This is a genomic window from Pseudomonas sp. St29, assembly GCF_001547915.1.
Classification (GTDB): Bacteria; Pseudomonadota; Gammaproteobacteria; order Pseudomonadales; family Pseudomonadaceae; genus Aquipseudomonas.
In genome coordinates, this window is the sequence record NZ_AP014628.1 from 5,324,051 (window position 1) to 5,347,631 (window position 23,581).

Consider the following 23,581-nt stretch of genomic DNA (forward strand, 5'->3'; position numbering starts at 1 on the left):
TGATGCTGCGACGTCAGGCTTTGGCACTGGGCAGCCTGCTGCTCAGTGCGGTGACCTTGGGCGGCTGGACGCTGTTCAAGCAAAAGGACAAGCAGCCCCTGCTGCTGTCGGCCAGGGATGATGGTGACGGCAAGCATTACGCCGTCGGTTATCAGCTGGACGGTAAACAGGTGTTTGCTACCCAGGTCGGCCAGCGTTGCCACGACATCATCAATCACCCGCAACTGCCGATCGCGCTGTTCGTGGCCCGGCGTCCGGGCACCGAGAGCTACCTGATCGACCTGCGGGACGGCAGCCTGCTGCAAACCCTGAGCTCGCAGCCTGACCGGCATTTCTACGGCCACGCAGTGATCCACAAGGACGGCCAGTGGCTGTATGCCACCGAGAACGACACCCGTGATCCGGGGCGCGGCCTGCTGGGGGTCTACCGCTTTGAAGGCGAACGCCTGGTGCACAGCGGCGAGTTGTCCACCCATGGCATCGGCCCGCATCAAGTGTCCTGGATGCCCGACGGCGAAACCCTGGTGGTGGCCAACGGCGGTATCCGCACCGAAGCCGAAAGCCGGGTGGAGATGAACCTCGACGCCATGGAGCCGAGCCTGGTGCTGATGCAGCGTGACGGCACCCTGCTGAGCAAGGAAACCCTGGCCCAGCAGATGAACAGCGTGCGTCACATGGGCATCGCCAGCGACGGCACCATCGTCACCGGCCAGCAGTTCATGGGCGCCGCCCACGAATCCTCGGAGCTGTTGGCGATCAAGCGCCCGGGCCAGCCCTTTGCGCCTTTCCCGGTCCCCGAGCAGCAGCTACAGGCCATGGGGCACTACACCGCCAGCGTTGCCGTCCACAGCGACTTGCGACTGGTGGCCCTGACCGCCCCGCGGGGCAACCGCTTCTTCATCTGGGATCTGGACACTGGCGCGGTGCGGGTCGATGCGCCTCTGCCGGACTGCGCCGGGGTCGGTGCCGTGGCCGACGGCTTCGTGGTGACCTCGGGCCAAGGCCGCTGCCGCTTCTATGACTGTCGTCAGCAGCAGATTGTGGCCAAGCCCCTGGAACTGCCCGCCGGGCTCTGGGACAACCATTTGCATCTGGTCTGAACAGCCTCCGGGCAGCGGGCAGCGCCAATGCCCGAGCCCCAGACATGCCAAAGGCCTCGCATGGCGAGGCCTTTGGTTGGGCAGGAGAATAGGTTCAGCTCTGGGGTTTCAAGCCCTGGCTCATGCCGAACATGAACAACAGCAGCTCATGATCGGGCCGCGCGGCGGTTGTCGATTTGGCAACCCGCGGCAAAGGACAATGTTCCCCTTGAGCGGCACTGAGCACCTGCGTTCGCGGCTGCTCCCAGACAACCAGGGCCAAGGAAGCAACTGCCAAGGCTCCTGCCAGGAAAACACCTCGTGCAATTTCTAGCTTCATAGCTATAAACCTTTGATGGAGCTGCCAAACGCCGTTTTGTAAAAGTAGTAGAGCTTTTGCCAATCCGTGTCGTTCCACGACGAATGGCGGCGCAGTTGCTTGAGGTCGTGGGCTGCTGCTCGTTGACTGCTCAGGCGCTGCCGGCACTTCTCGAAATCCAGCAAAGCGATCTGTGGCCGGGCCTGCTCGCCCTCGCCTTCCACACGCACGAAAATATGCTTGGCGTACAGGCAGCCATGTTGCCAGCGCCCCTTGTGCATGCGCGCCAGGGTCACCGCCAGGGCCTCCAGCAAACGCTCATGGAACACTTCACCATGGCGCTCACGCTCACCGGCGGCGTACCAGTTGTCGATTTCCACAAAGCCATCGAGCGCCGCGGTCACCAGCAGGGCCTGCCAGCGATTCTGCGGATCGCGCCGAGCACCACAGAACACCAGTTCCGGAACCCCCACATCGAGCACCCGCAGGCCTTGCAACGCGGCGAGTTCGCGCAAGACGGTCGGTCGCCCGAAAGGGTGCAGCACGCTTCGATAAATGTGCCCGATCTGGCGCTTGGCATAGAGCAGACGCCCGCTGCTGCTCACAATGCGCTGCACACCGCTTTCACCGCCTCGACGCTGATTGGGTTCCTCGACCCATTCACCTTGTCTGTTCCAGAAGTACTCGAAGCGATCCGAGGGCGCAGCATCCATTTGCGAAGCAGATTCAACAACCATCCGTTACCTCTTTCGTAATACGTACACTCGCCACATGGCGTAGAGCGGAACAAAATCCAGGTGCTCCTGGACACGAAAACCGGCTTGCCTGAACTCTTTTTCGACGGTGGCCGCCGGTAACACGAAACGATTCTGGTAAGTCTCCGGCCCCATTGCGGACAACCGCTTGCGCTCCAGGCGCTTGCGCTTCCAGGCCTTGAAATTGCCGTCAACCCACAGCGAGATGATCACGCTGTCGCGGGTCACGCGCTGGAACTCCCGCAACAACGCCAGCCGATGCTCGGCCTGGCCCACATGGTGCAACAGCCGCATGGAAAAAATGCAGTCCACGGCGTTGTCCGGCAAATCAATGGCAAAGGCGGACGTTTGCAAAGGCCGTACCCGTCTCACCACGTCGGCAGGCTGCGCCGCCATGGCGGTGCTCAGCATAGCCGATGAATTGTCCGCGCCAATGATGACCCGGTTGGCCTTCTGCGCCAGCAACGGCCAGAAGCGGCCAGCGCCACAAGGCAGGTCCAGCACCAGCCCCGGCTCGCCGGCAGCGGCCAGGGCCGCGCGGGCCAGTTGTTCATCGCGCCAATGGGACAAACGACGGGCCAGGCCATCCTGATGCTTCTGCAGGTATTGCTCGGCGTGTTGGGCATCGTACTTGTCGGAAAATTCCAGCCTGATCGGCTTGGCCATCATCAAGGTCTCCTGTAGCTGATGGCGCCACCTTAGGCAGCGGCATGTCAGCGACAGGTCATCCCTTTGTGAAAACTTCGTACCGTCCGACAGGAAGATATTTCAGATTTTTACAGGCTGCCGGCAATGGCCTAGGGCCACAGAGGAACAAAAAACGACAAGTGACCGGCCCTGCATAACAGGGCCGGATCAGGAAACTCAGCTCTTGGCTGGTTGCAGCTGCACGTGAAAACGACAGCCATTGGGGATCATGGTGGTGAGGCTGACACTCCAGCCCTGGTTCTCGCAGATGCGTTGCACCAGGGACAAGCCCAAGCCCAAGCCTTCACCACGCTTTTCATCGCCGCGCACGAAGGGCTGGAACATCGCCTCGCGCTTCTCTTCGGGAATGCCCACGCCGCTGTCTTCCACCACAAACCCGCCCGGCTCAAGGCTCAGGCGAATAAAGCCCTGCTCGGTGTAGTGCAAGGCGTTGCGCAGAAGATTGCCCATCACCGCATGCAGGAAGGTGGCGTTGTAGCGAGTGTCGCCGGGCTGGCCGGGTTCGAAGATCAACTCGATGCCTTTGCCCTCGATGGACTCGCGCCACAGGCCGATCAGATCGGTGGCCGCTTGCGTCAGGGTCAGTTGCGGCGCCATGCCGGCGTCTTCTCGCTGGGCACGCGCGAGCATCAGGAAGGTCTGCACCAGTTCGCGCATCTCCTCGCAGGCCCGGGCAATCCGTTCCACCTGAGCCCGTCCGCGCAGGTCCAGCCCGGGGTTCTCCAGGAGCAGCTCACAGGAGGTGGCCAACACCATCAACGGCGTGCGCAGTTCATGGCTGACATCACTGGTGAACAGCCGCTCGCGGCTCAAGGCCTGACGCAAGCGCCCCAGGGTGGCGTCGAAGGCGATGGCCAACTCGCCCACCTCATCCGCGGCATAATCCGGCGCCAACGGCGGCGCCAACCCCAGTAACTGATCTCGATGCCGTACCTGACGGGCCAGGCGCACGACGGGCGCCATCACCCGGCGCGCCAGGATCCAGCCCAGGAACACCGCCAGCGCCAGGCTCAGGACGAAGCCCACCAGCACCACGGCGAACAGCACCCGCTCGCGCTCTTCGAAATCGCTCTGGTCCTGCAGCAGCACGTAACGCCGGCCATCCACCACTTCGACCATGGCGTGGTAGGACAGCTGCTCGCGGAACACTTCATGGAAGCCCGGATCCAGATGGCGCAAGTCCTTGGGCAACTCGAAATCGCCGCGACCGCCGCTGTAGTAGAACAGTTGGTCGGGCTCGGGACGATGCCGCCAATCGTTGACGTCGTCCATCAGCAACAGGCGTTGCAGGTCGCCCCCCAGGCCGGCGGAGATGAGCTTCTCCTCCACCAGATGCACGGTCGCCACGATGCCCATGGCGAATGCCCCTGCCACCAATGCGCTCATCAAGGCAAAGGCGATGATGATGCGCTGGGCAAGGCTTTGCTTAAACTCCATCACGGCCCTCGGCCAGCCGGTAACCGACACCATGCACGGTGTGCAGCAGCGGCTTGGCAAATGGCTTGTCGATCACCTGGCGCAGTTGATGAACGTGGCTACGCAGGCTGTCGCTGTCCGGGCAATCGTCGCCCCACAGGGCTTCTTCGAGAATCTCCCGGCGCAACACATGGGGGCTCTTCTGCATCAACACCGCCAACAGCTTAAGGCCCACCGGGTTGAGCTTGAGCAGACGCCCTTCGCGGGTGACTTCGAGGGTGTCGAGGTCATAGTTGAGATCGCCCACCTGCAACGCACGGCGACCACCGCCCTGAGTACGGCGCATCACCGCCTCGATTCGCGCCGCCAGTTCCGAGAGGGCAAAAGGCTTGAGCAGGTAGTCGTCTGCGCCGGACTTGAAGCCCTGCAGCCGATCATCCAGCTGGTCGCGGGCGGTGAGCATGATCACCGGGGTGTCGCGCCGGGCATCTTCACGCAGGCGCTTGCACAAGGTGTAGCCATCGATTCCCGGCAGCATGATATCGAGCACGATCAGGTCGTAATGCTCGGTGGCCGCCAGGTGCAGCCCGGACAGACCATCCTGGGCGCAGTCCACGGTGTAGCCCTTGAGCCCCAGGTAGTCAGCCAGGTTGGCGAGAATATCGCGGTTGTCTTCAACCAGTAGAATTCGCATCGGAACTCTCTCCCTACACAGTTACGGCCGTCTTGGCTCGCGCAGCTTAAGGCCAAGTCCGACTCGCCGCCAGCCTTGTCTGACCGCTGCCGCAGCGCTGTTATCCAATCAATGTCTTAACGAGTTTTTCACCGAGGGTTCACAACCTGACTACAGGGACAACCTCAGACTGCGGACCGTTTTGCCCACAAGGAACACCCCCTCGATGGACCTTCTCAAGACCGCGCCCGCGCGCCTGGTACTGCTACTGACCGGCACCTGGCTGGCGATTTTCCTGCTGACCCGCAGCACCCTCCTGCTGACCCACCTCAACGAAGCCGGTAGCGGCTGGCTGCCCGTGTTCGGCGTCGGCCTGCTCTATGACCTGGGTTTCCTGGCCTACGCCGCCCTGCCCCTGGGGCTGGGCCTGTTGCTGTGCCCGGCAAGCCTTTGGCGCCGACGCGGCTTGCGCTGGCTGATGCAGGGCCTGTTCAGCATCAGCTTGTTCGCCATGCTCTTCACCGCCGTGGCGGAATGGTTGTTCTGGGATGAGTTCGGCGTGCGTTTCAACTTCATCGCCGTCGATTACCTGGTGTACTCCGACGAGGTCATGAACAACATCCTCGAGTCCTATCCCATCGGCCTGCTGATGAGCCTGCTGGCCCTGGCGGCGGTGATCCTCAGCCTGGTCCTGCGCAGGCCCCTGCTGGCCGCCCTGAACGCGCCTTTGCCGCCCCTGCGCGGTCGCCTGCTCAGCGCCCTGAGCCTGTTGCTGGTGGCCGTGGCCAGTCTGCAACTGCTCAGCCAGGACAGTCCGCGCGCCCAGGGCGGCAACGCCTATCAGAATGAGCTGGCGAGCAACGGCCCGTACCAGTTCTTTGCCGCCTTTCGCAACAACGAACTGGACTATTCACAGTTCTATCGCAGCCTGCCCGCCGAGGCCGTGGCGCGGCAGATGCGCGCCGAGCTGAACGAGCCCAATGCCCGCTTCATTGGCCAGGACCCGCTGGATATCCGCCGCGCCATCGATAACCCGGGCACACCGCGCACGCCGAATATCGTCCTGGTGACCCTCGAGAGCTTCAGTGCCAAGTACATGGGCAGCAATGGTGACGAGCGCAACCTGACCCCCAACCTCGATGCGCTGCGCCGGCAGAGCCTGTACTTCAACAATTTCTACGCCACCGGCACCCGCACCGACCGTGGTCTGGAAGCCATTACCCTGGCGATTCCGCCCACGCCCGGGCGCTCGATCGTCAAACGCATCGGTCGTGAAAGCGGCTTCGCCAGCCTGGGCCAGCAACTGCGCGCCGTGGGCTACGACAGCGTGTTCGTTTACGGCGGGCGCGGCTACTTCGACAACATGAATGCCTTTTTCAGCGGCAACGGCTACCGGGTGGTGGACCAGAGCAGCGTCGAGGAATCCGAGATCCACTTCAAGAACGCCTGGGGCATGGCCGACGAAGACCTCTATGGCCAGACCCTGAAGCTGGCCGATGCCGACTACGCCCAACAGCGGCCCTTCCTGCTGCAACTGATGACCACCTCCAACCATAGGCCGTACACCTACCCCGATGGCCGGATCGACATCAAGTCCGGCAATGGCCGTGACGGCGCGGTGAAATACACCGACTACGCCATCGGCGAGTTCCTCAAGGCCGCGCGGCAAAAGCCCTGGTTCGACAACACGATCTTCGTGTTCGTCGCCGACCACACGGCGGGCAGCGCGGGCAAGGAAGACCTGCCCATCAGCAACTATCAGATCCCGCTGTTCGTCTACGCGCCCAAACTGATCCCGGCGCGGGAAAGTGCCCAACTGGCCAGTCAGATCGACCTGGCGCCGACCCTGCTGGGGCTGTTGAACCTGGACTACGAATCGACCTTCTTCGGGCGCAACCTGCTGCAGGACAACCCGCTGCCGCCTCGGGTGCTGGTGGGCAACTACCAGCACCTGGGACTGTTCGACGGACAGGACCTGGCGATTCTCAGCCCGCGCCAGGGTCTGCGCCGCCATGACCAGGCGCTGGGCGCCAGCCGGGAATCCCGGGTGCCGGACAGCGATCCACTGATCCAGCGCGGGATCAGTTACTACCAGAGCGCCAGTTATGGCTTCAAGCAGCAGTTGCTGGGCTGGAAGGCGCCAAAAGCCTCGGCGGCCGAGTTGAGTCAGCGCTGAAGTCATTCGCGGGCAAGCCCACTCCTACAGAGGTGCATCGCTGTAGGAGCGGGCTTGCCCGCGAAGATCCAGGCGCCTTCCATATCCCAGGCATAAAAAAGCCCCGCCGGCTTTCACCGGCGGGGCTTTTTCAGTACAGGGGTAAGGCTGGCTTACATCATGCCGCCCATGCCACCCATGCCGCCCATGTCTGGCATGCCGCCAGCTGCAGGCTTGTCTTCCACGATTTCAGCAACAGCGGCTTCGGTGGTCAGGATCAGACCGCCGATGGACGATGCAGCTTGCAGCGCGGAACGGGTCACCTTGGTTGGATCCAGGATGCCCATTTCGATCATGTCGCCGTATTCGCTGGTGGCAGCGTTGTAGCCGAAGTTACCGGCACCTTGCTTGACCTTGTCCACCACCACGCTTGGCTCGTCGCCGGAGTTGGCAACGATCTGGCGCAGCGGCGCTTCGATAGCGCGACGCAGAACAGCGATACCCACGTCCTGATCGGCGTTGTCGCCTTTGAGGTCCTTGATGCCTTGCAGAGCACGGATCAGGGCTACACCACCGCCAGGTACCACGCCTTCTTCAACGGCTGCACGGGTAGCGTGCAGGGCGTCTTCAACGCGGGCTTTCTTCTCTTTCATTTCAACTTCGGAGCCAGCGCCAACCTTGATCACTGCAACGCCGCCGGACAGCTTGGCCAGACGCTCTTGCAGTTTTTCACGGTCGTAGTCGGACGAAGTGTCGGCCACTTGCTGACGGATCTGGGTCACACGAGCCTGGATGTCCGCTTCAACGCCAGCACCGTCGATGATGGTGGTGTTTTCTTTGGACAGGATCACGCGCTTGGCGTTACCCAGGTGCTCCAGGGTGGTGCTTTCCAGGCTCAGGCCGATCTCTTCGGAGATCACGGTACCGCCGGTCAGAACGGCGATGTCCTGCAGCATGGCCTTGCGACGGTCGCCGAAGCCTGGTGCCTTGACGGCAGCGACTTTGACGATGCCACGCATGTTGTTCACAACCAGAGTCGCCAGGGCTTCGCCTTCAACGTCTTCAGCCACGATCAGCAGTGGGCGGCCGGCTTTGGCAACGGCTTCCAGCACTGGCAGCATTTCGCGGATGTTGGAGATCTTCTTGTCCACCAGCAGGATCAGCGGGCCGTCGAGTTCGGCAACCATGGTGTCCGGCTTGTTGATGAAGTAAGGGGACAGGTAGCCACGGTCGAATTGCATGCCTTCTACGACAGACAGTTCGTTTTCCAGGCCCGAGCCTTCTTCAACGGTGATCACGCCTTCCTTGCCGACTTTTTCCATGGCTTCGGCAATGATGTCGCCGATGGAGTTGTCGGAGTTGGCAGAGATGGTGCCGACCTGAGCGATGGCGCGGGAATCAGCGCAAGGCTTGGACAGACCTTTCAGCTCTTTGACGATGGCGATGGTGGCCTTGTCGATACCACGCTTCAGATCCATCGGGTTCATGCCGGCAGCGACGGCTTTCAGGCCTTCGTTGACGATCGACTGAGCCAGAACGGTGGCGGTGGTGGTGCCGTCGCCAGCGTCATCGTTGGCACGGGAGGCAACGTCTTTGACCAGCTGCGCGCCCATGTTTTCGAAGCGATCTTTCAGCTCGATTTCTTTGGCAACGGAAACGCCGTCCTTGGTGATGGTCGGAGCGCCGAAGCTCTTCTCGATGATCACGTTACGGCCTTTCGGGCCGAGGGTCGCTTTTACCGCGTCAGCCAGAACGTTGACACCGGTGAGCATTTTCTTGCGGGCGGAATCGCCGAATTTAACTTCTTTAGCAGCCATGATCGATATTCCTTAAATACTGTGTAGTAGCGGGAAAATACGCGGGAAATCAGCCTTCGATAACAGCGAGAATCTCGTTCTCGGCCATTACCAGCAGATCTTCGCCATCGACTTTCACGGTGTTGCTGCCGGAGTACGGGCCAAACACCACTTTGTCACCCACTTTCACGGCCAGCGCACGTACTTCACCGTTGTCCAGCACACGGCCGGTACCTACAGCGACGATTTCGCCACGGTTAGGTTTTTCAGCAGCCGAACCAGGCAGAACGATGCCGCCGGCAGTTTTCGATTCTTCTTCGCTGCGACGGATGACGACGCGGTCATGCAGAGGACGAAGCTTCATTGTCGATCTCTCCTAATTGTGGTTTTCAACGGCCGGTGTCGACACCGGCAGGTTAACAAATCCGGCTGTGCCGGGTGCGACTCGACAAGCGAGCCGCGGAAGTCTGTCTGGTGTAAGCACCAGAAACCTTGCGGTGACCGTTACATAAGGGCGCATAAGGTTATTACAAGGGCTGACCGGTGATTTTTTTTGCGGTGCTTGCACCAAAACGAACACGGCACCCGAAGGTGCCGTGCAGTGAAGCCGCCAAGTTATGAGTCGCGATGCTCGAACTCGCCCTCGATGACATTGGGCTCGCGGCCCAATGGCTGTTGCGGCGCAGGGCCGCCGCGGGCCGCGCGCATGTCATCGGCAAAAGCGCGTTGACGCAGGGCCTGCTCCTCGGCGCGCTGGCGCATCTTGTTGGCCAGCAGGCGACGGCTGATCGGCAGCAGCATCAACAGGCCGAATACATCACTGATGAAACCGGGCAGGATCAGCAGGCCGCCGCCCAGGGCCAGCATCAGCCCCTCGAGCATCTGCTGGGCCGGCAGTTCGCCGCGATTGAGACTCTCACGGGCACGCAGTGCCGTGGCCAGACCGGCCACGCGCAACACCAGCACACCGAGCATCGAACCGAGAATGATCAGCAGCAGGGCCGGGAAAAACCCGATGGCCGCACTGACCTTGACGAAGACGAACAGCTCCAGCACCGGGAACAGTAAAAAGAGCAACAGGTAAGGGCGCATCAAATGGTTTCCTCTGCGGAAGAATGCCTTCCAGTAGACCGTAAATGACGTCGCCAATTCGTGAATTCAAGCGCCAACGGCTGGATTTTTCGGCCATTGATCGGCGTGAGCCAGGAAAACCAGGGCTTCGCGTACTTGTGTCGGCGTGTTGCAAGGCGCCTGGAACGGCAGCCAGTAAAGGGCCTGGCCAATGCGCAGGTGCATGCCTTCGGCATCGATCCCGACCAGTTGCGCCGGCTCGCTGTCGGGCAGCCCGGTCAGCTCGACGTAATGGGCGATGGCCTTGGCATGATCGCTGTTCATGTGATCCACCATGCTCGACTCGGCCTTGCCGGCGAACGGGTTGGCCAGGGTCACCTGATCGATCCAGTGGATCGCCCCAAAGCCGCCGATGTAACGATGACGCACCGGCTTGAGTACCCAGAAATCGAAATCGTGGGCCTTGTGGTAGTTCTGCGATTCGGGGAAGTAGCGGTAGTAGCGCTCGGCCGCGGCAGCGATTGCCTGTTCATCCTCGAGTTTTTCGGCCTCGGCCAGATAGGTCAGGCGTCCGACCGCCTGCACGTCGTCGGCATCGCGCTCGCCCACCAGCAGCGAACACTTGGAGTCCTTCTGCAGGTTGTGCGTGTGTTGGGCAATGCGACTGATCAGAATCAGTGGCCGTCCCTCGGCGTCCAGGCAGTAGGGCACCACGGAGCCAAAGGGAAAGCCGGGCATGGCCTTGGAGTGAGTCGACAGCACCCCGCGATATTCCTTGAGCAGCAGTTCTCGTGCATTTTTCGCAGCTTCAACGCTCACTTTGTGACTCCTCATGTAAAATCCGTCGAAAACGGACGGGCGCCTGGAGCATTGTTCCAGCTACGCCGACGGGGCAATTCTCATCTGCAGCCAGGCCAGATCCGGCAGTCGGCCGAGGTTCCCCTACCAAGGACAACCCCTCAAGACCTGCTAGCGGGACATGCGAATGCAACTCACTGACAAAGTAATCATGATCACCGGCGGTTGCCAAGGCCTGGGCCGCTCCATGGCCGAGTATTTCGCGGCCAAGGGCGCGCGGCTGGCCCTGGTCGATCTCAACCAGGAAAAACTCGATCAGGCGGTCGCCGCCTGCCAGGCCCAGGGCGTCGAGGCCCGTGCCTATCTGTGCAATGTCGCCAATGAAGAACAGGTGAGCCACACGGTGGCCCAGGTGGCCGAGGACTTCGGCGCCATCCACGGCCTGATCAACAATGCCGGGATCCTGCGCGACGGCCTGCTGGTCAAGGTCAAGGACGGTGAAATGACCAAGATGAGCCTGGCCCAGTGGCAAGCGGTGATCGACGTCAACCTGACCGGGGTATTCCTCTGCACCCGTGAAGTGGCGGCAAAAATGATCGAGCTGAACAACAGCGGCACGATCATCAACATCTCCTCGATCTCCCGCGCCGGCAATATTGGCCAGACCAACTATTCCGCGGCCAAGGCCGGGGTCGCGGCGGCCACCGTGACCTGGGCCAAGGAACTGGCGCGATATGGCATCCGCGTGGCCGGTATTGCCCCGGGCTTTATCGAAACCGAGATGACCTTGGGCATGAAGCCTGAAGCCCTGGAGAAGATGACCTCGGGGATTCCCCTCAAGCGCATGGGCAAGCCGGAAGAGATCGCCCACTCGGCGGCGTACATCTTCGAGAACGACTATTACACCGGACGCATCCTGGAGTTGGATGGCGGCCTGCGGGTCTGATCCTGTCATCGCAACGGTAGGAGCCGGCTTGCCGGGCAAGGCGATCTTGCCAGCGCCTGCGCCGGCAAGCCGGCTCCTGCCTGATCCACCCGCCTGGGGTTTCAGTCGTCGCTGATGGTGATGTTGGGCATCGCCGGCGCCGCGGCTTCCTGCAATACGATGCGCGCCCCCACATGCCGCGCCAGTTCCTGATAGACCATGGCGATCTGGCTTTCCGGCTCGGCGATCACCGTCGGCTTGCCGCCGTCGGCCTGCTCACGGATCAGCATCGACAGCGGCAGCGAGGCCAGCAGTTCGACGCCGTACTGGCTGGCCAGTTTCTCACCGCCGCCCTCACCGAACAGATGCTCGGCATGACCGCAGTTGGAGCAGATGTGCACCGCCATGTTCTCCACCACCCCCAGCACCGGGATGTTGACCTTGCGGAACATCTCCACGCCCTTGCGTGCATCCAGCAGGGCCAGGTCCTGAGGCGTGGTGACGATCACCGCCCCGGCCACCGGGACTTTCTGCGCCAGGGTCAGCTGGATGTCGCCGGTGCCTGGCGGCATGTCGATCACCAGGTAGTCGAGGTTGCCCCAGTCGGTCTGGGTCACCAGTTGCAGCAAGGCGCCCGAAACCATTGGCCCGCGCCAGACCATGGGCGTGTTGTCGTCAGTGAGGAAGGCCATGGACATGACTTCGACCCCGTGGGACTCAATGGGCACGAACCACTTCTGGTCCTTGATCTTTGGCCGGGTGCCTTCGGCGATGCCGAACATGATGCCCTGGCTCGGACCATAGATATCGGCATCGAGAATCCCTACCTTGGCGCCTTCGCGGGCCAGGGCCAGGGCCAGGTTGGCGGCGGTGGTGGACTTGCCCACACCGCCCTTGCCGGACGCCACCGCCACCACGTTCTTGACGTTGGCCAGGCCCGGGATCTGCGCCTGGGCCTTGTGCGCGGCGATCACGCTGGTGATCTCGACCTTGGCCGAACCGACGCCGTCCAGGCCTTCGATGGCCAGTTGCAGCATCTGTGCCCAGCCGCTCTTGAACAGACCGGCGGCATAACCCAACTCCATGCGGACCGTGACCCGGTCGCCCTGGACGTCGATGTCCCGCACACAGCCGGCGCTGACCGGGTCCTGGTTCAGGTAAGGGTCGGTGTACTGGCGAAGGACGGCTTCCACCGCTGCGCGATTGACGGCGCTCATGGGCAACTCCGATAACAAGACTGGAAAATCAGCCGGCTATCCTACGCCGCCGACTCCTTCGTGGCGAGGGAGCCCGCTGCGTACAATCTGTCCGGAAGGGTGAAAAATCCGCGCCGGCGCTTTATAGTGGCCGACCTCCGTTTCATCAAGTAGCCGAGCCCCATGTCCGAGCCACGCAAGATCCTCGTCACCAGCGCCCTGCCCTATGCCAATGGTTCCATCCACCTTGGCCACATGCTTGAGTACATCCAGACCGACATGTGGGTGCGCTTCCAGAAGCATCGCGGCAACCAATGCCTCTATGTCTGCGCGGACGACGCACACGGCTCGGCCATCATGTTGCGCGCGGAAAAGGAAGGCATCACCCCGGAACAACTGATCGCCAACGTCCAGGCCGAACACAGCGCCGACTTTGCCGACTTCCTGGTGGACTTCGACAACTTCCACTCGACCCACGCCGAGGAAAACCGCGAGCTGTCGAGCCAGATCTACCTCAAGCTGCGCGACGCCGGGCACATCGCCACGCGCTCCATCACCCAGTATTTCGACCCGGAAAAGAAAATGTTCCTGGCCGACCGCTTCATCAAGGGCACCTGCCCGAAATGCGGCACTGAGGACCAGTACGGCGACAACTGCGAAAAATGCGGCGCCACCTATGCCCCCACCGACCTGAAGGATCCGAAGTCGGCGATTTCCGGCGCCACTCCGGTGCTCAAGGATTCCCAGCACTTCTTCTTCAAGCTGCCGGACTTCCAGCAGATGCTGCAAAGCTGGACCCGCAGCGGCACCCTGCAGGACGCCGTGGCCAACAAGATCGCCGAGTGGCTGGATGCCGGCCTGCAGCAGTGGGACATCTCCCGCGACGCGCCGTACTTCGGCTTCGAGATCCCCGACGAGCCGGGCAAATACTTCTACGTGTGGCTGGACGCACCAATCGGCTACATGGCCAGCTTCAAGAACCTCTGCAACCGTCGTCCGGAGCTGGATTTCGACGCGTTCTGGGGCAAGGATTCCACCGCCGAGCTGTACCACTTCATCGGCAAGGACATCGTCAACTTCCACGCCCTGTTCTGGCCCGCCATGCTTGAAGGCGCCGGCTACCGCAAGCCGAGTGGCATCAACGTCCACGGCTACCTGACGGTCAATGGCCAGAAGATGTCCAAGTCCCGCGGCACCTTCATCAAGGCCCGCACCTACCTGGAGCACCTGTCGCCGGAATACCTGCGCTACTACTACGCCTCCAAGCTGGGCCGTGGCGTCGACGACCTGGACCTGAACCTCGAAGACTTCGTGCAGAAGGTCAACTCCGACCTAGTGGGCAAGGTGGTCAACATCGCCAGCCGTTGCGCCGGCTTCATCCACAAGGGCAATGCCGGGGTGATGGTCGACAGCAATGCCGCCCCCGAGCTGACCGAGGCCTTCCTGGCCGCCGCACCAAGCATCGCCGACGCCTATGAAGCCCGCGACTTTGCCCGCGCCATGCGCGAAATCATGGCCCTGGCCGACCGCGCCAACGCCTGGATCGCCGACAAGGCCCCATGGTCGCTGAACAAGCAGGAAGGCAAGCAGGCCGAGGTGCAGGCCATCTGCGCCACCGGCATCAACCTGTTCCGCCAGTTGGTGATCTTCCTCAAGCCGGTGCTGCCGCTGCTGGCCGCCGATGCCGAGGCGTTCCTCAACGTGGCGCCGCTGACCTGGAACGACCACCAGCACCTGCTGGCCAACCATCAGCTCAACGAATTCAAGCCGCTGATGACGCGGATCGACCCGGTAAAAGTACAAGCCATGACCGACGCCTCGAAAGAAGACCTGACCGCCAGCCAGACCGACACTGGTGCCGCAGCACCTGCAGGCAACGGCGAACTGGCCAAGGATCCGCTGTCGCCGGAAATCGACTTCGACACCTTCGCCGCCGTCGACCTGCGTGTCGCCCTGATCGTCAAGGCCGAAGCCGTGGAAGGTGCCGACAAGCTGCTGCGCCTGACCCTGGATATCGGTGATGAGCAACGCAACGTGTTCTCCGGAATCAAGAGCGCCTACCCGGACCCGTCCAAGCTGGATGGTCGCCTGACCATGATGATCGCCAACCTCAAGCCGCGAAAAATGAAGTTCGGCATTTCCGAGGGCATGGTGATGGCTGCCGGCCCTGGCGGCGAAGAGATCTACCTGCTGAGCCCGGACAGCGGCGCCAAGCCTGGCCAGCGGATCAAGTAAGCCTCCACGCAGCCCCCCCATCCCCCCGTCGCGCCCAGGCGCAACGGGGGGATTTGCATATCTGGCGACCCTGCGTGCGCGCAGAGTTTGCCTACTCTTGAGGGATAGCCTGCCCGCACCGGCCGCCACCATGACCCAGTTCCTGCTCGCCCTTTTCAGCACCGTCCTGATCAACAACTTCGTGTTGCAATGGCCGCTGGGCGTCGATCCACTGTTGCAGGCCGACGGTAGCAACCGGCAACGGGTTCATGCCCTGGGGCTGGCGACCACGGTGTTGATGCTGCTCAGCAGCGTGCTGGGACATGTCCTTTACCGTGGGCTGCTGCAGCCCTGGGGGCTGGCGGCGCTGCAATTATTTATCTGGCTGCCATTGAGCCTGTTGCTGATCAAACCGCTGCTGAGGCTGCTGTCCCGGGCCCTGCCGCGCTTGCCGTTCGAAGGCCTCTGGCCCTTGCTCCTGGGCAATGCCGGCATGCTCGGCCTGCTGCTGATCGGCGCCCGGGACGATCTGGACCTGGCCACCCTCAGCGCCATGAGCCTGGGCGCCGGACTGGGTTTCTGGCTGGCGCTGAGTCTGTTCAGCGACTTGCGCCAGCGTATTTCCACCAACGATATTCCCCTGCCCTGGCGCGGCTTGCCGATCGACCTGATCAGCGCCGGTCTCATGGCGGTGGCGTTTTTCGGCTTCAACGGACTGATCAAAACATGAGTCTGATTCAACGCATCGATGCCCTGCTGCCCCAGACCCAATGCGGCAAGTGCGGCCATCCCGGATGCAAGCCCTACGCCCAGGGCATCGCCAACGGCGAGGCCATCAACAAGTGCCCGCCCGGAGGCCAGGAAACCATTGCCGGCCTGGCGCAACTGTTGCAGTTACCGGTACTGGAACTGGACCGCAGCCGCGGCGAAGCGCCGGCACAGATCGCCCATATCCGCGAGGCGGAGTGCATTGGCTGTACCAAGTGCATCCAGGCCTGCCCGGTGGACGCCATCGTCGGCGCGGCCAAATGGATGCACAGCGTGCTGATCGACGAATGCACCGGTTGCGACCTGTGCGTGGCGCCTTGTCCGGTGGACTGCATCGATATGCTGCCGCTCCCGGAGGCCAAGGTGGTGCCGATTGTTGGCGGCCTGGCCACCAGCCCCGAGCAACTGCAGGCCCGCAACAGCAAGCGCGAACAGGCGCGACGGCGCTTCGAACAACGCAACGAGCGCTTGCAACGGGAAGAAGCCCGGCGCCTGGCCGAGCGTCAGGCTCGCGCGCAGAAAGCCGCGCAGGCTGCCGACGACAGCCAGAATCCGCTGCAGGCCGCCATCGAGCGGGTCCGCGCACAGAAAGCTGCCGCCGACGACGCGGCGCTGAAAAAAGCCAAGATCGAGCTGGCCATGAGCCGGGCTCAATTGCACAAATCCCTCAAGGCCTTCGGCCATCCACCGACCTTCGAGCAGCAGGCACAGCTCATCGTGCTGCAGCGTCAGTTCGAAGCCGCCGAACAGGCCCTGGCTCAGTTGGAGTCGGCGGCGCCAGCCGCGGCGGCCCCCGTGGCCAAGGACGCCGAACTCAAGCGAGCAAAGATCCAGCTGGCCACCCGCCGCGCCGAACTGAAAAAGGCCCAGGCAGCGCAAGCCTCCGACGCCGAGCTACACGCCTTGAGCGCCGCCCTGGCGGCCGCCGAACAGGCGCTGCACGCCGCCGAGGACGCCAGCGGCAAACCGGCCCCGGTACTGATGCGTATCGAAAAGCGCCCGATCGATCCGCAACTGCGGCAACTGAAAACCGAACTGGCCTACGCCCGCGCCGAACTGAACAAACTGCAGCGCCAGCCCGACACCCATGCCGAGCAACTGGCCCAGGCTCAAGCGCGCTTGCACGAGGCCGAACGCCAGGTGAAGGCCCATGCTGACTGCTGACGGCGTCGACCAGCGCCTGCGCCAGGCCATGCAGCGCGTGCTGCTGGCCACGCTGCCCGGGCTGCTGGTGTTGCTGTGGTGGTTCGGCTGGGGCGTACTGCTCAACCTGTTGCTGGCGATAGGCGGCGCCCTGGCCATGGAAGCCCTGGCGCTGTTGCTGAGAAAGCGTGCGCTGCCAACCGGCCTTGGCGACGGCAGCGCCCTGGTCAGCGCCACCTTGCTGGCCCTGGCGTTGCCACCTTACTGCCCCTGGTGGCTGCCGCTCAGTGCCGCGGCGGCAGCCATTGCCCTGGGCAAGCAGGTGTACGGTGGAGTCGGCCAGAACCCGTTCAATCCGGCGATGCTCGGATACGCCCTGGCCTTATTGTGCTTTCCCCAATCGATGACCCATTGGCCCGCGCCGCATGCTATGGACCTGAGCGCGGGGCTGCAACACGTCTTCGGCCTCTCTGACGGCCTGCAAGCGGATGCCTGGGCCCAGGCCACGGCGCTGGACAGTCTGCGCATCAACAAGAGCCTGACCCTCGACGAACTCTTTGCCAGCAACCCGGCCTTCGGCCATTTCGGCGGTCGGGCCGCACAATGGATCAACCTGGGATTTCTTGCCGGAGGCCTGTTTCTGCTGCAGCAGCGGGTCATCGGCTGGCAGGCGCCGGTGGGCATGCTGGGCAGCCTCCTGGTCATCAGCCTGGTGTGCTGGAACGGCACGGGCTCGGACTCCCACGGTTCACCGCTGTTTCATTTGCTCAGCGGCGCCAGCATGCTCGGCGCGTTCTTTATCGTCACCGAGCCGGTATCGGGACCCAAGACGGAAAAAGCCAGGTTGCTGTTTGGTGTCGGTGTCGGCCTGCTGACCTACCTGATCAGGACGTGGGGCGGCTACCCCGATGGCGTCGCCTTCGCCGTGCTGCTGATGAATCTGGCGGTACCGGGACTGGAACGCCTGTGCGCGGCAAAACGGGAGAACGCTTGAGCATGAAAAAATCCAGCGCTCTGCTCCTGCTGGCCCTGCTCGGTTTGCTGGGTGTGGCGGCGACCTTGTGGCTGCACTCGGTTGCGGCGCCGCGTATCGCCGCCGAACAACGGGCAGTGCAGGCGCGCAAGTTGCTCGACCTGCTGCCTGTTGCCAGCTACGACAACCAGCCCCTGGAGCAACCACTGCCTCTGAGGGATGTGCAACTGGACAACAGCCGCTTGCTGCAGGGCTACCTGGCCACCCGCCAGGGTCAGCCCAGCGCCGTGCTGTTGCGCAGCCAGGTCAGCGGTTATGCCGGCCCCATCGAGCTGTTGATCGCCATCGACAGCCAGGGCCGGCTGCTGGGCAGCAAGACCCTCCGACAAGATGAAACTCCCGGCCTGGGCGCCAGGATCGCTGATCAGCCCAACCCCTGGTTGCAAGGCTTTGCCGGCAAGTCTCGCAGTGATCCGGGCGATGCCGCCTGGGCGCTGAAGAAGGACAGCGGCCAGTTCGATCAGATTGCCGGCGCCACCATCACCTCCCGCGCTGTCATCAGTGCCCTGCACGATGCCTTGCGCTACTTCGACGAACATCGCCAGCAACTGCTCACGGGGGCCGCCCATGAGTAAGCCGCTGACATTGCCGGGCCTGCTGATGCTGACGCCGCTGATCGGTGCCACCGACTCCTGGGTCAAGGCCCTGGGCCTGGCCCTGGCATCCGGGCTGCTGCTCAGCTTGTTTGGGGCCGCCATGGGCCTGTTGCGAGCAGCGCTGCAACGCCAGCAGCAGTGGCTCGCCAGCCTGCTGCTCGGAGCGTCCCTCGGCAGTTGCCTGTGGCTGGCGCTGCAGGCATTGAGTTACGAACTGCACCAGCAGTTGAGCCTGTACCTGGGCCTGCTGCCCCTGCAATGCGTGATACTGGAACAGGCGGGCTTCTTCCAGCACCGCGAGCGACTGCGCCTGGCCGCTGGCTACTGTGGCGCACTGGTGCTGCTGGGCGCACTGCGCGAACTGCTGGGCACCGGCGCCTTGGGCAGCCATCTGGGCTGGCTTGTCGGCCAGAGCGGTGACAGCACCGGCTGGGTGCTGCTACCCCAGGGCGGCTTGCGCCTGCTGACTCTGGCCCCCGGGGGCTTTATCCTGCTGGGCCTGTTGCTGGCGGCAAAGCGGGCCTGGACCGCCTCATCGCCCTTCAACCGACAGTCTTCGAGGAAATGAACCACCCATGAATGCCGCCAAACGCCTGGAAATATTTCGCCGACTTCATGAAGACAATCCCGAGCCCAAGACCGAACTGGCCTATTCCTCGCCGTTCGAGCTGCTGATCGCGGTGATTCTTTCGGCGCAATCGACCGACGTCGGGGTCAACAAGGCGACCGCCAAACTCTTCCCCGTGGCCAATACACCCGCGGCGATTCACGCCCTGGGGGTCGAAGGCCTGTCCGAGTACATCAAGACCATCGGCCTGTACAACAGCAAGGCCAAGAACGTCATCGAAACCTGCCGCCTGCTGGTGGAACGCCACAACAGCGAAGTGCCACAAACCCGGGAAGAACTGGAAGCCCTGCCCGGTGTCGGGCGCAAGACCGCCAACGTGGTCCTCAACACCGCCTTCCGGCAGCTGACCATGGCGGTGGACACCCACATCTTCCGGGTCAGCAACCGCACCGGCCTGGCCCCGGGCAAGAACGTGGTGGAAGTGGAGAAAAAGCTGCTCAAGTTCGTGCCCAAGGAGTTCCTGCTGGACTCCCATCACTGGCTGATCCTGCACGGACGCTATGTCTGCCTGGCCCGCAAGCCACGCTGCGGCAGCTGTCGAATCGAAGACCTGTGCGAATACAAGCAGAAGACTTCCGACGATTGAGGAAGCATTGACTTTGCCAATGAGTCGATTGAAAAAATCTTTTTTACCCGCCAGGAGAATATCGATATAAGGAGCGCCAATGGCAGTCTTAGCCTGGAGTTGACCTTATGAGCACTGGCAAAGAACAACTGGACGTAGAAGAAGACTTCATCGCCGCGGAAACAGACGATGTCGAACCGGTGGTCGAAGTGGCGAAAACCAATCTGAGCAAGCGCCGCACCATCGATAATCTTCTGGAAGAGCGGCGCCTGCAGAAACAACTGGCCGATTACGACTTTGACCTTTAGTCGCAAAAGAACCTCCAGGCGGAGGTTTTTTTGTGCCTGTCTTGCCGTCACGCCCGGCCGATCAGCCTCGCGGCATGACCGGCCCTATCCGTACTTTCAGGCCTGGCAGTCCAGCATCGTCTCGGACAGCAAGGCTCACGCCAACTGATGGCGCTGGGCAAACTCGATCAGGTCAACCAATGAACGCGCGTTGAGCTTGGCCAATAACCGCCGCTTGTAAGTACTGACCGTCTTGTTGCTCAGGCACAGGCCTTCAGCAATCTCCTTGTTACTCATGCCATTAGTGAGCTGTTTCAATACGATCAACTCACGCCCGGAAAGAAGCTCGATCATTTCTTCCTCGCTGCTGATGCCCTGGCTGGAACGAAAAGTGTGCAACGCCTCGTTGGGAAAGTAGCTGTAACCCGCCAATACCGCCCGTACCGCACTGATCAGCTCGGTAATGTCCTGCTGCTTGCACACGTAGCCGGCGGCACCGGCCTGCATGCAGCGCATGGAAAAGGGCCCTGGCGCTTGCAGCGTCAATACCAGGATCTTGATCGGCAAACTTCTGAACATGAGGCGAGCTATAACTTCAAGTCCATCCAGTTGTGGTATGCCAATATCCAGAATCAAGATATCGGGAACATATTCAAGAGCCAACTTCAATGCGTCCGTACCGTTATCTGCTTCTGCCACTACTTCAAAGCCATGACGCTCCATCAACATGCGAACAGCGAGGCGAACAACAGGATGATCGTCCACGATCAATACTCTTTTCATAGGTCCATCCAAGTACTTAGAGTTTTTTAGAGCCCGCACAATACCCCAGAGAATTGACTCTGACACCGTGCCAAAAGGGGCTACGAGCCTACGAGGACGATCCTTACAAACAATACCGATTTACCTTACAAAATAAATTAGATAAAGGGCGTTCAACGGAAAAGTTGCTTAGGATTAATCTTCAAATCAGCTACTTTTCGTACTAAAAAATTACACGCTGCCGCATCTTTTCCAGCGCCAACCGCTGATAAGTCCGCCATCACTCACTTCATTTTTTCCAATCAACTTCTCTGTCCAAGCATTGCTCTGCAGCAACAAGCCGTTGAGTTAATCAAAGGCAAAAAAAAGCCCCGCATAGGGCGGGGCTCTTTTTCAACAACTCGGGATCAGATCAGAGTCCGACCCTTGTTGGCAGCAATGCGCATGCGCAGGGCATTGAGCTTGATGAAGCCTGCTGCGTCCGCCTGGTTGTAAGCACCGCCGTCTTCTTCGAAGGTGGCGATGTTGGCGTCGAACAGCGACTCATCGGACTTGCGACCGGTCACGATCACGTTGCCCTTGTACAGCTTCAGGCGCACGACACCGTTCACGTGGGCCTGGGAGGCGTCGATCATCTGTTGCAGCATCAGACGCTCAGGACTCCACCAGTAGCCGGTGTAGATCAGGCTGGCGTACTTGGGCATCAACTCGTCTTTGAGGTGAGCCACTTCGCGGTCCAGGGTGATGGACTCGATGGCGCGGTGGGCACGCAGCATGATGGTGCCGCCCGGGGTCTCGTAGCAGCCACGGGACTTCATGCCGACGTAACGGTTCTCGACGATGTCCAGACGACCGATGCCGTGCTCGCCACCAATGCGGTTCAGGGTCGCCAGCACGGTAGCCGGGGTCATTTCCACGCCGTCGATGGCGACGATGTCACCGTTGCGGTAGGTCAGTTCCAGGTACTGCGGGGTATCAGGAGCCTTCTCCGGGGAGACGGTCCAGCGCCACATGTCTTCTTCGTGCTCGGTCCAGGTGTCTTCCAGCACGCCGCCTTCATAGGAGATGTGCAGCAGGTTGGCGTCCATCGAGTACGGCGACTTCTTCTTGCCGTGACGCTCGATTGGAATACCGTGCTTCTCGGCGTAGTCCATCAGCTTCTCGCGGGACAGCAGGTCCCACTCGCGCCAAGGAGCGATCACTTTCACGCCTGGCTTGAGGGCATAGGCACCCAGCTCGAAACGCACCTGGTCATTGCCCTTGCCGGTAGCACCATGGGAAATGGCGTCGGCGCCGGTTTCGTTGGCGATCTCGATCAGACGCTTGGCGATCAACGGACGAGCGATGGAAGTACCCAGCAGGTACTCGCCTTCGTAGACGGTGTTGGCGCGGAACATCGGGAAAACGAAATCGCGCACGAACTCTTCGCGCAGATCGTCGATGTAGATCTCTTTGACGCCCATGGCTTGCGCCTTGGCGCGGGCCGGCTCGACCTCTTCGCCTTGGCCCAGGTCAGCAGTGAAAGTCACTACTTCACAGTTGTAAGTATCCTGCAGCCACTTGAGGATCACCGAAGTGTCCAGGCCGCCCGAATACGCCAGAACGACCTTGTTAACGTCCGCCATGCCATCACTCCACGGGGTTGTACGGAAAGCCGCCAAGTCTACCGATCCACGCGGATAATTTACAGAGGCGCGACAGCTTATGACGACCAAGCGACAGATTATGTCGAGCGCGCGACGATGACAGCCGTATCAGGAGGTCGCAGCAGCGCTGGAGCCAGAGGCCGCCTGGGGCGCTGGAGCCGGCTTTTCGGTGGGCGCAACCCGCTCCAGATGCACATTGACCCGACGGTTCTTCGCCCGGTTGGCGGCATTGGTGTTGGGCGCCAGGGGGTAACGTTCGCCATGGAAGCGCACCACGATCTGGTTTTCCGCCAGGCCGTTGGCCTTGAAGAACTCCATCACCGCCAGTGCACGACGACGGGACAGGTCACGGTTGGTCAAGCGATTGCCGCTGTTGTCCGAGTGGCCATCCAGTTCGACGTGGTTGACCGTCGGGTCGGCCTTGATGAAGTCCACCATCACCTGCAGCTTGGCCTTGGCCCGGGCATCGAGTTCGATCCCCCCTCCCGGAAAACCGATCTCGCCCTGCTTCACCTGCTCGTAGTTCATCGGCAGCAGCTTGGCCATGCAGCTTTGATAGTCGCCATACGCCTTGCTGAACTTCACCGGCAACAGGCGCACTTCGGACACTCCGCCTTCACGGGAATAATTGCGCACCACGGGGCTGCGCCCCTCCAGCAGCCCGATGATCAGGCGCCCGGCCTGCATCTGGTTGCTGTTGAACAGCACCCCGTCGGTACCGGCCTTGACCGCCCCGAGGTTGATGTCGCCACGTCCCGGCTGCCAGGGCGCCGCTGCCGCAAGCAGAGTCGCCGAGCCCCCCGCCTGCATCGGGTTGAAGCTCTTGAGACGAAAGATCGCCTGCTCGCCGGCGCGGCGAACGAATTCGCCGGAACCGAAATCGGTTACCGGTTGGATCAGGCGGCACTCGAATTTGTCGCCTTCGACCGTCCACTCAATGCTCTCCAGACGAGTCTGGAAAGTGAGAGCCATCGCGGGCAGGCTGGCAAACACACTGAGCAAGGCTAGATAACGCTGGCGCACGGGAGGCTCCACTGACGTGTACAAC

The 23,581-nt window shown here is 61.9% G+C and carries 24 protein-coding genes; 11 read left to right on the forward strand and 13 right to left on the reverse strand.

The genetic code is table 11. The features are described from left to right. Positions 1 to 2: 2 nt before the first annotated feature. Entirely contained in the window at positions 3 to 1,100 is a 1,098-nt protein-coding gene (locus PST29_RS23565; protein WP_060842007.1) for a DUF1513 domain-containing protein, read from the forward strand. Positions 1,101 to 1,194: 94 nt separating this feature from the next. Here PST29_RS23565 and PST29_RS23570 read toward each other — a convergent pair whose 3' ends face one another. From PST29_RS23570 to colR, 5 genes are all read right to left on the reverse strand, one after another. Beyond that, positions 1,195 to 1,419, reverse strand: coding sequence for a hypothetical protein (locus tag PST29_RS23570; protein ID WP_060840781.1), 225 nt, complete (start codon positions 1,417 to 1,419; stop codon positions 1,195 to 1,197). A gap of 2 nt (positions 1,420 to 1,421) precedes the next feature. Beyond that, the gene (locus PST29_RS23575; RefSeq protein ID WP_060844464.1) at positions 1,422 to 2,135 is read right to left on the reverse strand and encodes a lipopolysaccharide kinase InaA family protein; all 714 of its coding nucleotides are present in this window, start codon (positions 2,133 to 2,135) and stop codon (positions 1,422 to 1,424) included. A 3-nt stretch (positions 2,136 to 2,138) separates the two neighbouring features. Next, the gene (locus tag PST29_RS23580) at positions 2,139 to 2,819 is read right to left on the reverse strand and encodes a class I SAM-dependent methyltransferase (protein ID WP_060842008.1); all 681 of its coding nucleotides are present in this window, start codon (positions 2,817 to 2,819) and stop codon (positions 2,139 to 2,141) included. Positions 2,820 to 3,017: 198 nt separating this feature from the next. Continuing rightward, a complete protein-coding gene (locus tag PST29_RS23585) occupies positions 3,018 to 4,298 on the reverse strand; it encodes a sensor histidine kinase (protein ID WP_060844465.1) in 1,281 nt (426 codons plus the stop codon). Then, a complete protein-coding gene (gene colR, locus PST29_RS23590) occupies positions 4,288 to 4,971 on the reverse strand; it encodes a two-component system response regulator ColR (RefSeq protein ID WP_060840784.1) in 684 nt (227 codons plus the stop codon). The genes PST29_RS23585 and colR overlap by 11 nt, the downstream gene beginning before the upstream one ends. 205 nt (positions 4,972 to 5,176) lie before the next feature. Between colR and PST29_RS23595 the strand changes: the two genes are divergently transcribed. After that, on the forward strand, positions 5,177 to 7,126 hold the full coding sequence (locus PST29_RS23595; RefSeq protein ID WP_060840785.1) for an LTA synthase family protein: 1,950 nt from the start codon (positions 5,177 to 5,179) through the stop codon (positions 7,124 to 7,126). 152 nt (positions 7,127 to 7,278) lie between these two features. Here PST29_RS23595 and groL read toward each other — a convergent pair whose 3' ends face one another. The 4 genes from groL to PST29_RS23615 form a co-directional block, all read right to left on the reverse strand. Next, positions 7,279 to 8,922, reverse strand: a complete 1,644-nt coding sequence (gene groL / locus PST29_RS23600; RefSeq protein WP_016965560.1) for a chaperonin GroEL — start codon at positions 8,920 to 8,922, stop codon at positions 7,279 to 7,281. A 49-nt stretch (positions 8,923 to 8,971) separates the two neighbouring features. Beyond that, positions 8,972 to 9,265 (reverse strand): co-chaperone GroES, encoded by a 294-nt coding sequence (locus tag PST29_RS23605; protein ID WP_011063093.1) that lies wholly within the window; start codon positions 9,263 to 9,265, stop codon positions 8,972 to 8,974. A 251-nt stretch (positions 9,266 to 9,516) separates the two neighbouring features. Beyond that, a complete protein-coding gene (locus PST29_RS23610; protein WP_060840786.1) occupies positions 9,517 to 9,993 on the reverse strand; it encodes an FxsA family protein in 477 nt (158 codons plus the stop codon). A gap of 66 nt (positions 9,994 to 10,059) precedes the next feature. Continuing rightward, positions 10,060 to 10,791, reverse strand: coding sequence for a HugZ family pyridoxamine 5'-phosphate oxidase (locus tag PST29_RS23615; protein ID WP_060840787.1), 732 nt, complete (start codon positions 10,789 to 10,791; stop codon positions 10,060 to 10,062). Between the two features lie 166 nt (positions 10,792 to 10,957). Here PST29_RS23615 and PST29_RS23620 point away from each other — a divergent pair, with 166 nt between their 5' ends. Further along, positions 10,958 to 11,716, forward strand: a complete 759-nt coding sequence (locus tag PST29_RS23620; protein ID WP_060844466.1) for an SDR family oxidoreductase — start codon at positions 10,958 to 10,960, stop codon at positions 11,714 to 11,716. 101 nt (positions 11,717 to 11,817) lie between these two features. On the opposite strand, the gene apbC is transcribed toward PST29_RS23620, so the two are convergent. Then, positions 11,818 to 12,912, reverse strand: a complete 1,095-nt coding sequence (gene apbC, locus PST29_RS23625; RefSeq protein WP_060840789.1) for an iron-sulfur cluster carrier protein ApbC — start codon at positions 12,910 to 12,912, stop codon at positions 11,818 to 11,820. Between the two features lie 162 nt (positions 12,913 to 13,074). On the opposite strand from apbC, the gene metG reads away from it, so the two are divergent. The 8 genes from metG (at position 13,075) to PST29_RS23665 (ending at position 20,146) form a co-directional block, all read left to right on the forward strand. After that, positions 13,075 to 15,126 carry a methionine--tRNA ligase gene (gene metG / locus PST29_RS23630; protein WP_060844467.1) on the forward strand — a complete coding sequence of 684 codons (2,052 nt, stop codon included), beginning with the start codon at positions 13,075 to 13,077 and terminating at the stop codon, positions 15,124 to 15,126. Between the two features lie 130 nt (positions 15,127 to 15,256). Then, positions 15,257 to 15,835: an Rnf-Nqr domain containing protein gene (locus PST29_RS23635; RefSeq protein WP_060844468.1), complete on the forward strand. Its 579-nt coding sequence runs from the start codon at positions 15,257 to 15,259 to the stop codon at positions 15,833 to 15,835. After that, positions 15,832 to 17,037 carry an electron transport complex subunit RsxB gene (gene rsxB, locus PST29_RS23640; RefSeq protein ID WP_060844469.1) on the forward strand — a complete coding sequence of 402 codons (1,206 nt, stop codon included), beginning with the start codon at positions 15,832 to 15,834 and terminating at the stop codon, positions 17,035 to 17,037. Before PST29_RS23635 ends, rsxB begins: the two co-directional genes overlap by 4 nt. Further along, the gene (locus PST29_RS23645) at positions 17,024 to 18,010 is read left to right on the forward strand and encodes an RnfABCDGE type electron transport complex subunit D (protein WP_060845172.1); all 987 of its coding nucleotides are present in this window, start codon (positions 17,024 to 17,026) and stop codon (positions 18,008 to 18,010) included. The genes rsxB and PST29_RS23645 overlap by 14 nt, the downstream gene beginning before the upstream one ends. Positions 18,011 to 18,012: 2 nt before the next feature. Beyond that, positions 18,013 to 18,624 carry an RnfABCDGE type electron transport complex subunit G gene (locus PST29_RS23650; RefSeq protein WP_060844470.1) on the forward strand — a complete coding sequence of 204 codons (612 nt, stop codon included), beginning with the start codon at positions 18,013 to 18,015 and terminating at the stop codon, positions 18,622 to 18,624. Beyond that, on the forward strand, positions 18,617 to 19,213 hold the full coding sequence (locus PST29_RS23655; RefSeq protein ID WP_060844471.1) for an Rnf-Nqr domain containing protein: 597 nt from the start codon (positions 18,617 to 18,619) through the stop codon (positions 19,211 to 19,213). Before PST29_RS23650 ends, PST29_RS23655 begins: the two co-directional genes overlap by 8 nt. Positions 19,214 to 19,220: 7 nt before the next feature. Then, positions 19,221 to 19,859 (forward strand): endonuclease III, encoded by a 639-nt coding sequence (gene nth / locus PST29_RS23660; protein WP_060840796.1) that lies wholly within the window; start codon positions 19,221 to 19,223, stop codon positions 19,857 to 19,859. Between the two features lie 107 nt (positions 19,860 to 19,966). Then, complete coding sequence (locus PST29_RS23665) at positions 19,967 to 20,146, forward strand: PA3496 family putative envelope integrity protein (RefSeq protein WP_016965325.1); 180 nt, start codon at positions 19,967 to 19,969, stop codon at positions 20,144 to 20,146. 135 nt (positions 20,147 to 20,281) lie between these two features. Here PST29_RS23665 and PST29_RS23670 read toward each other — a convergent pair whose 3' ends face one another. The 3 genes from PST29_RS23670 to PST29_RS23680 form a co-directional block, all read right to left on the reverse strand. Beyond that, entirely contained in the window at positions 20,282 to 20,908 is a 627-nt protein-coding gene (locus tag PST29_RS23670; RefSeq protein ID WP_016965324.1) for a response regulator transcription factor, read from the reverse strand. A gap of 386 nt (positions 20,909 to 21,294) precedes the next feature. Then, complete coding sequence (locus tag PST29_RS23675; RefSeq protein WP_016965323.1) at positions 21,295 to 22,512, reverse strand: argininosuccinate synthase; 1,218 nt, start codon at positions 22,510 to 22,512, stop codon at positions 21,295 to 21,297. A gap of 129 nt (positions 22,513 to 22,641) precedes the next feature. Further along, on the reverse strand, positions 22,642 to 23,556 hold the full coding sequence (locus PST29_RS23680; RefSeq protein ID WP_060844472.1) for a flagellar protein MotY: 915 nt from the start codon (positions 23,554 to 23,556) through the stop codon (positions 22,642 to 22,644). Positions 23,557 to 23,581: the final 25 nt, after the last annotated feature.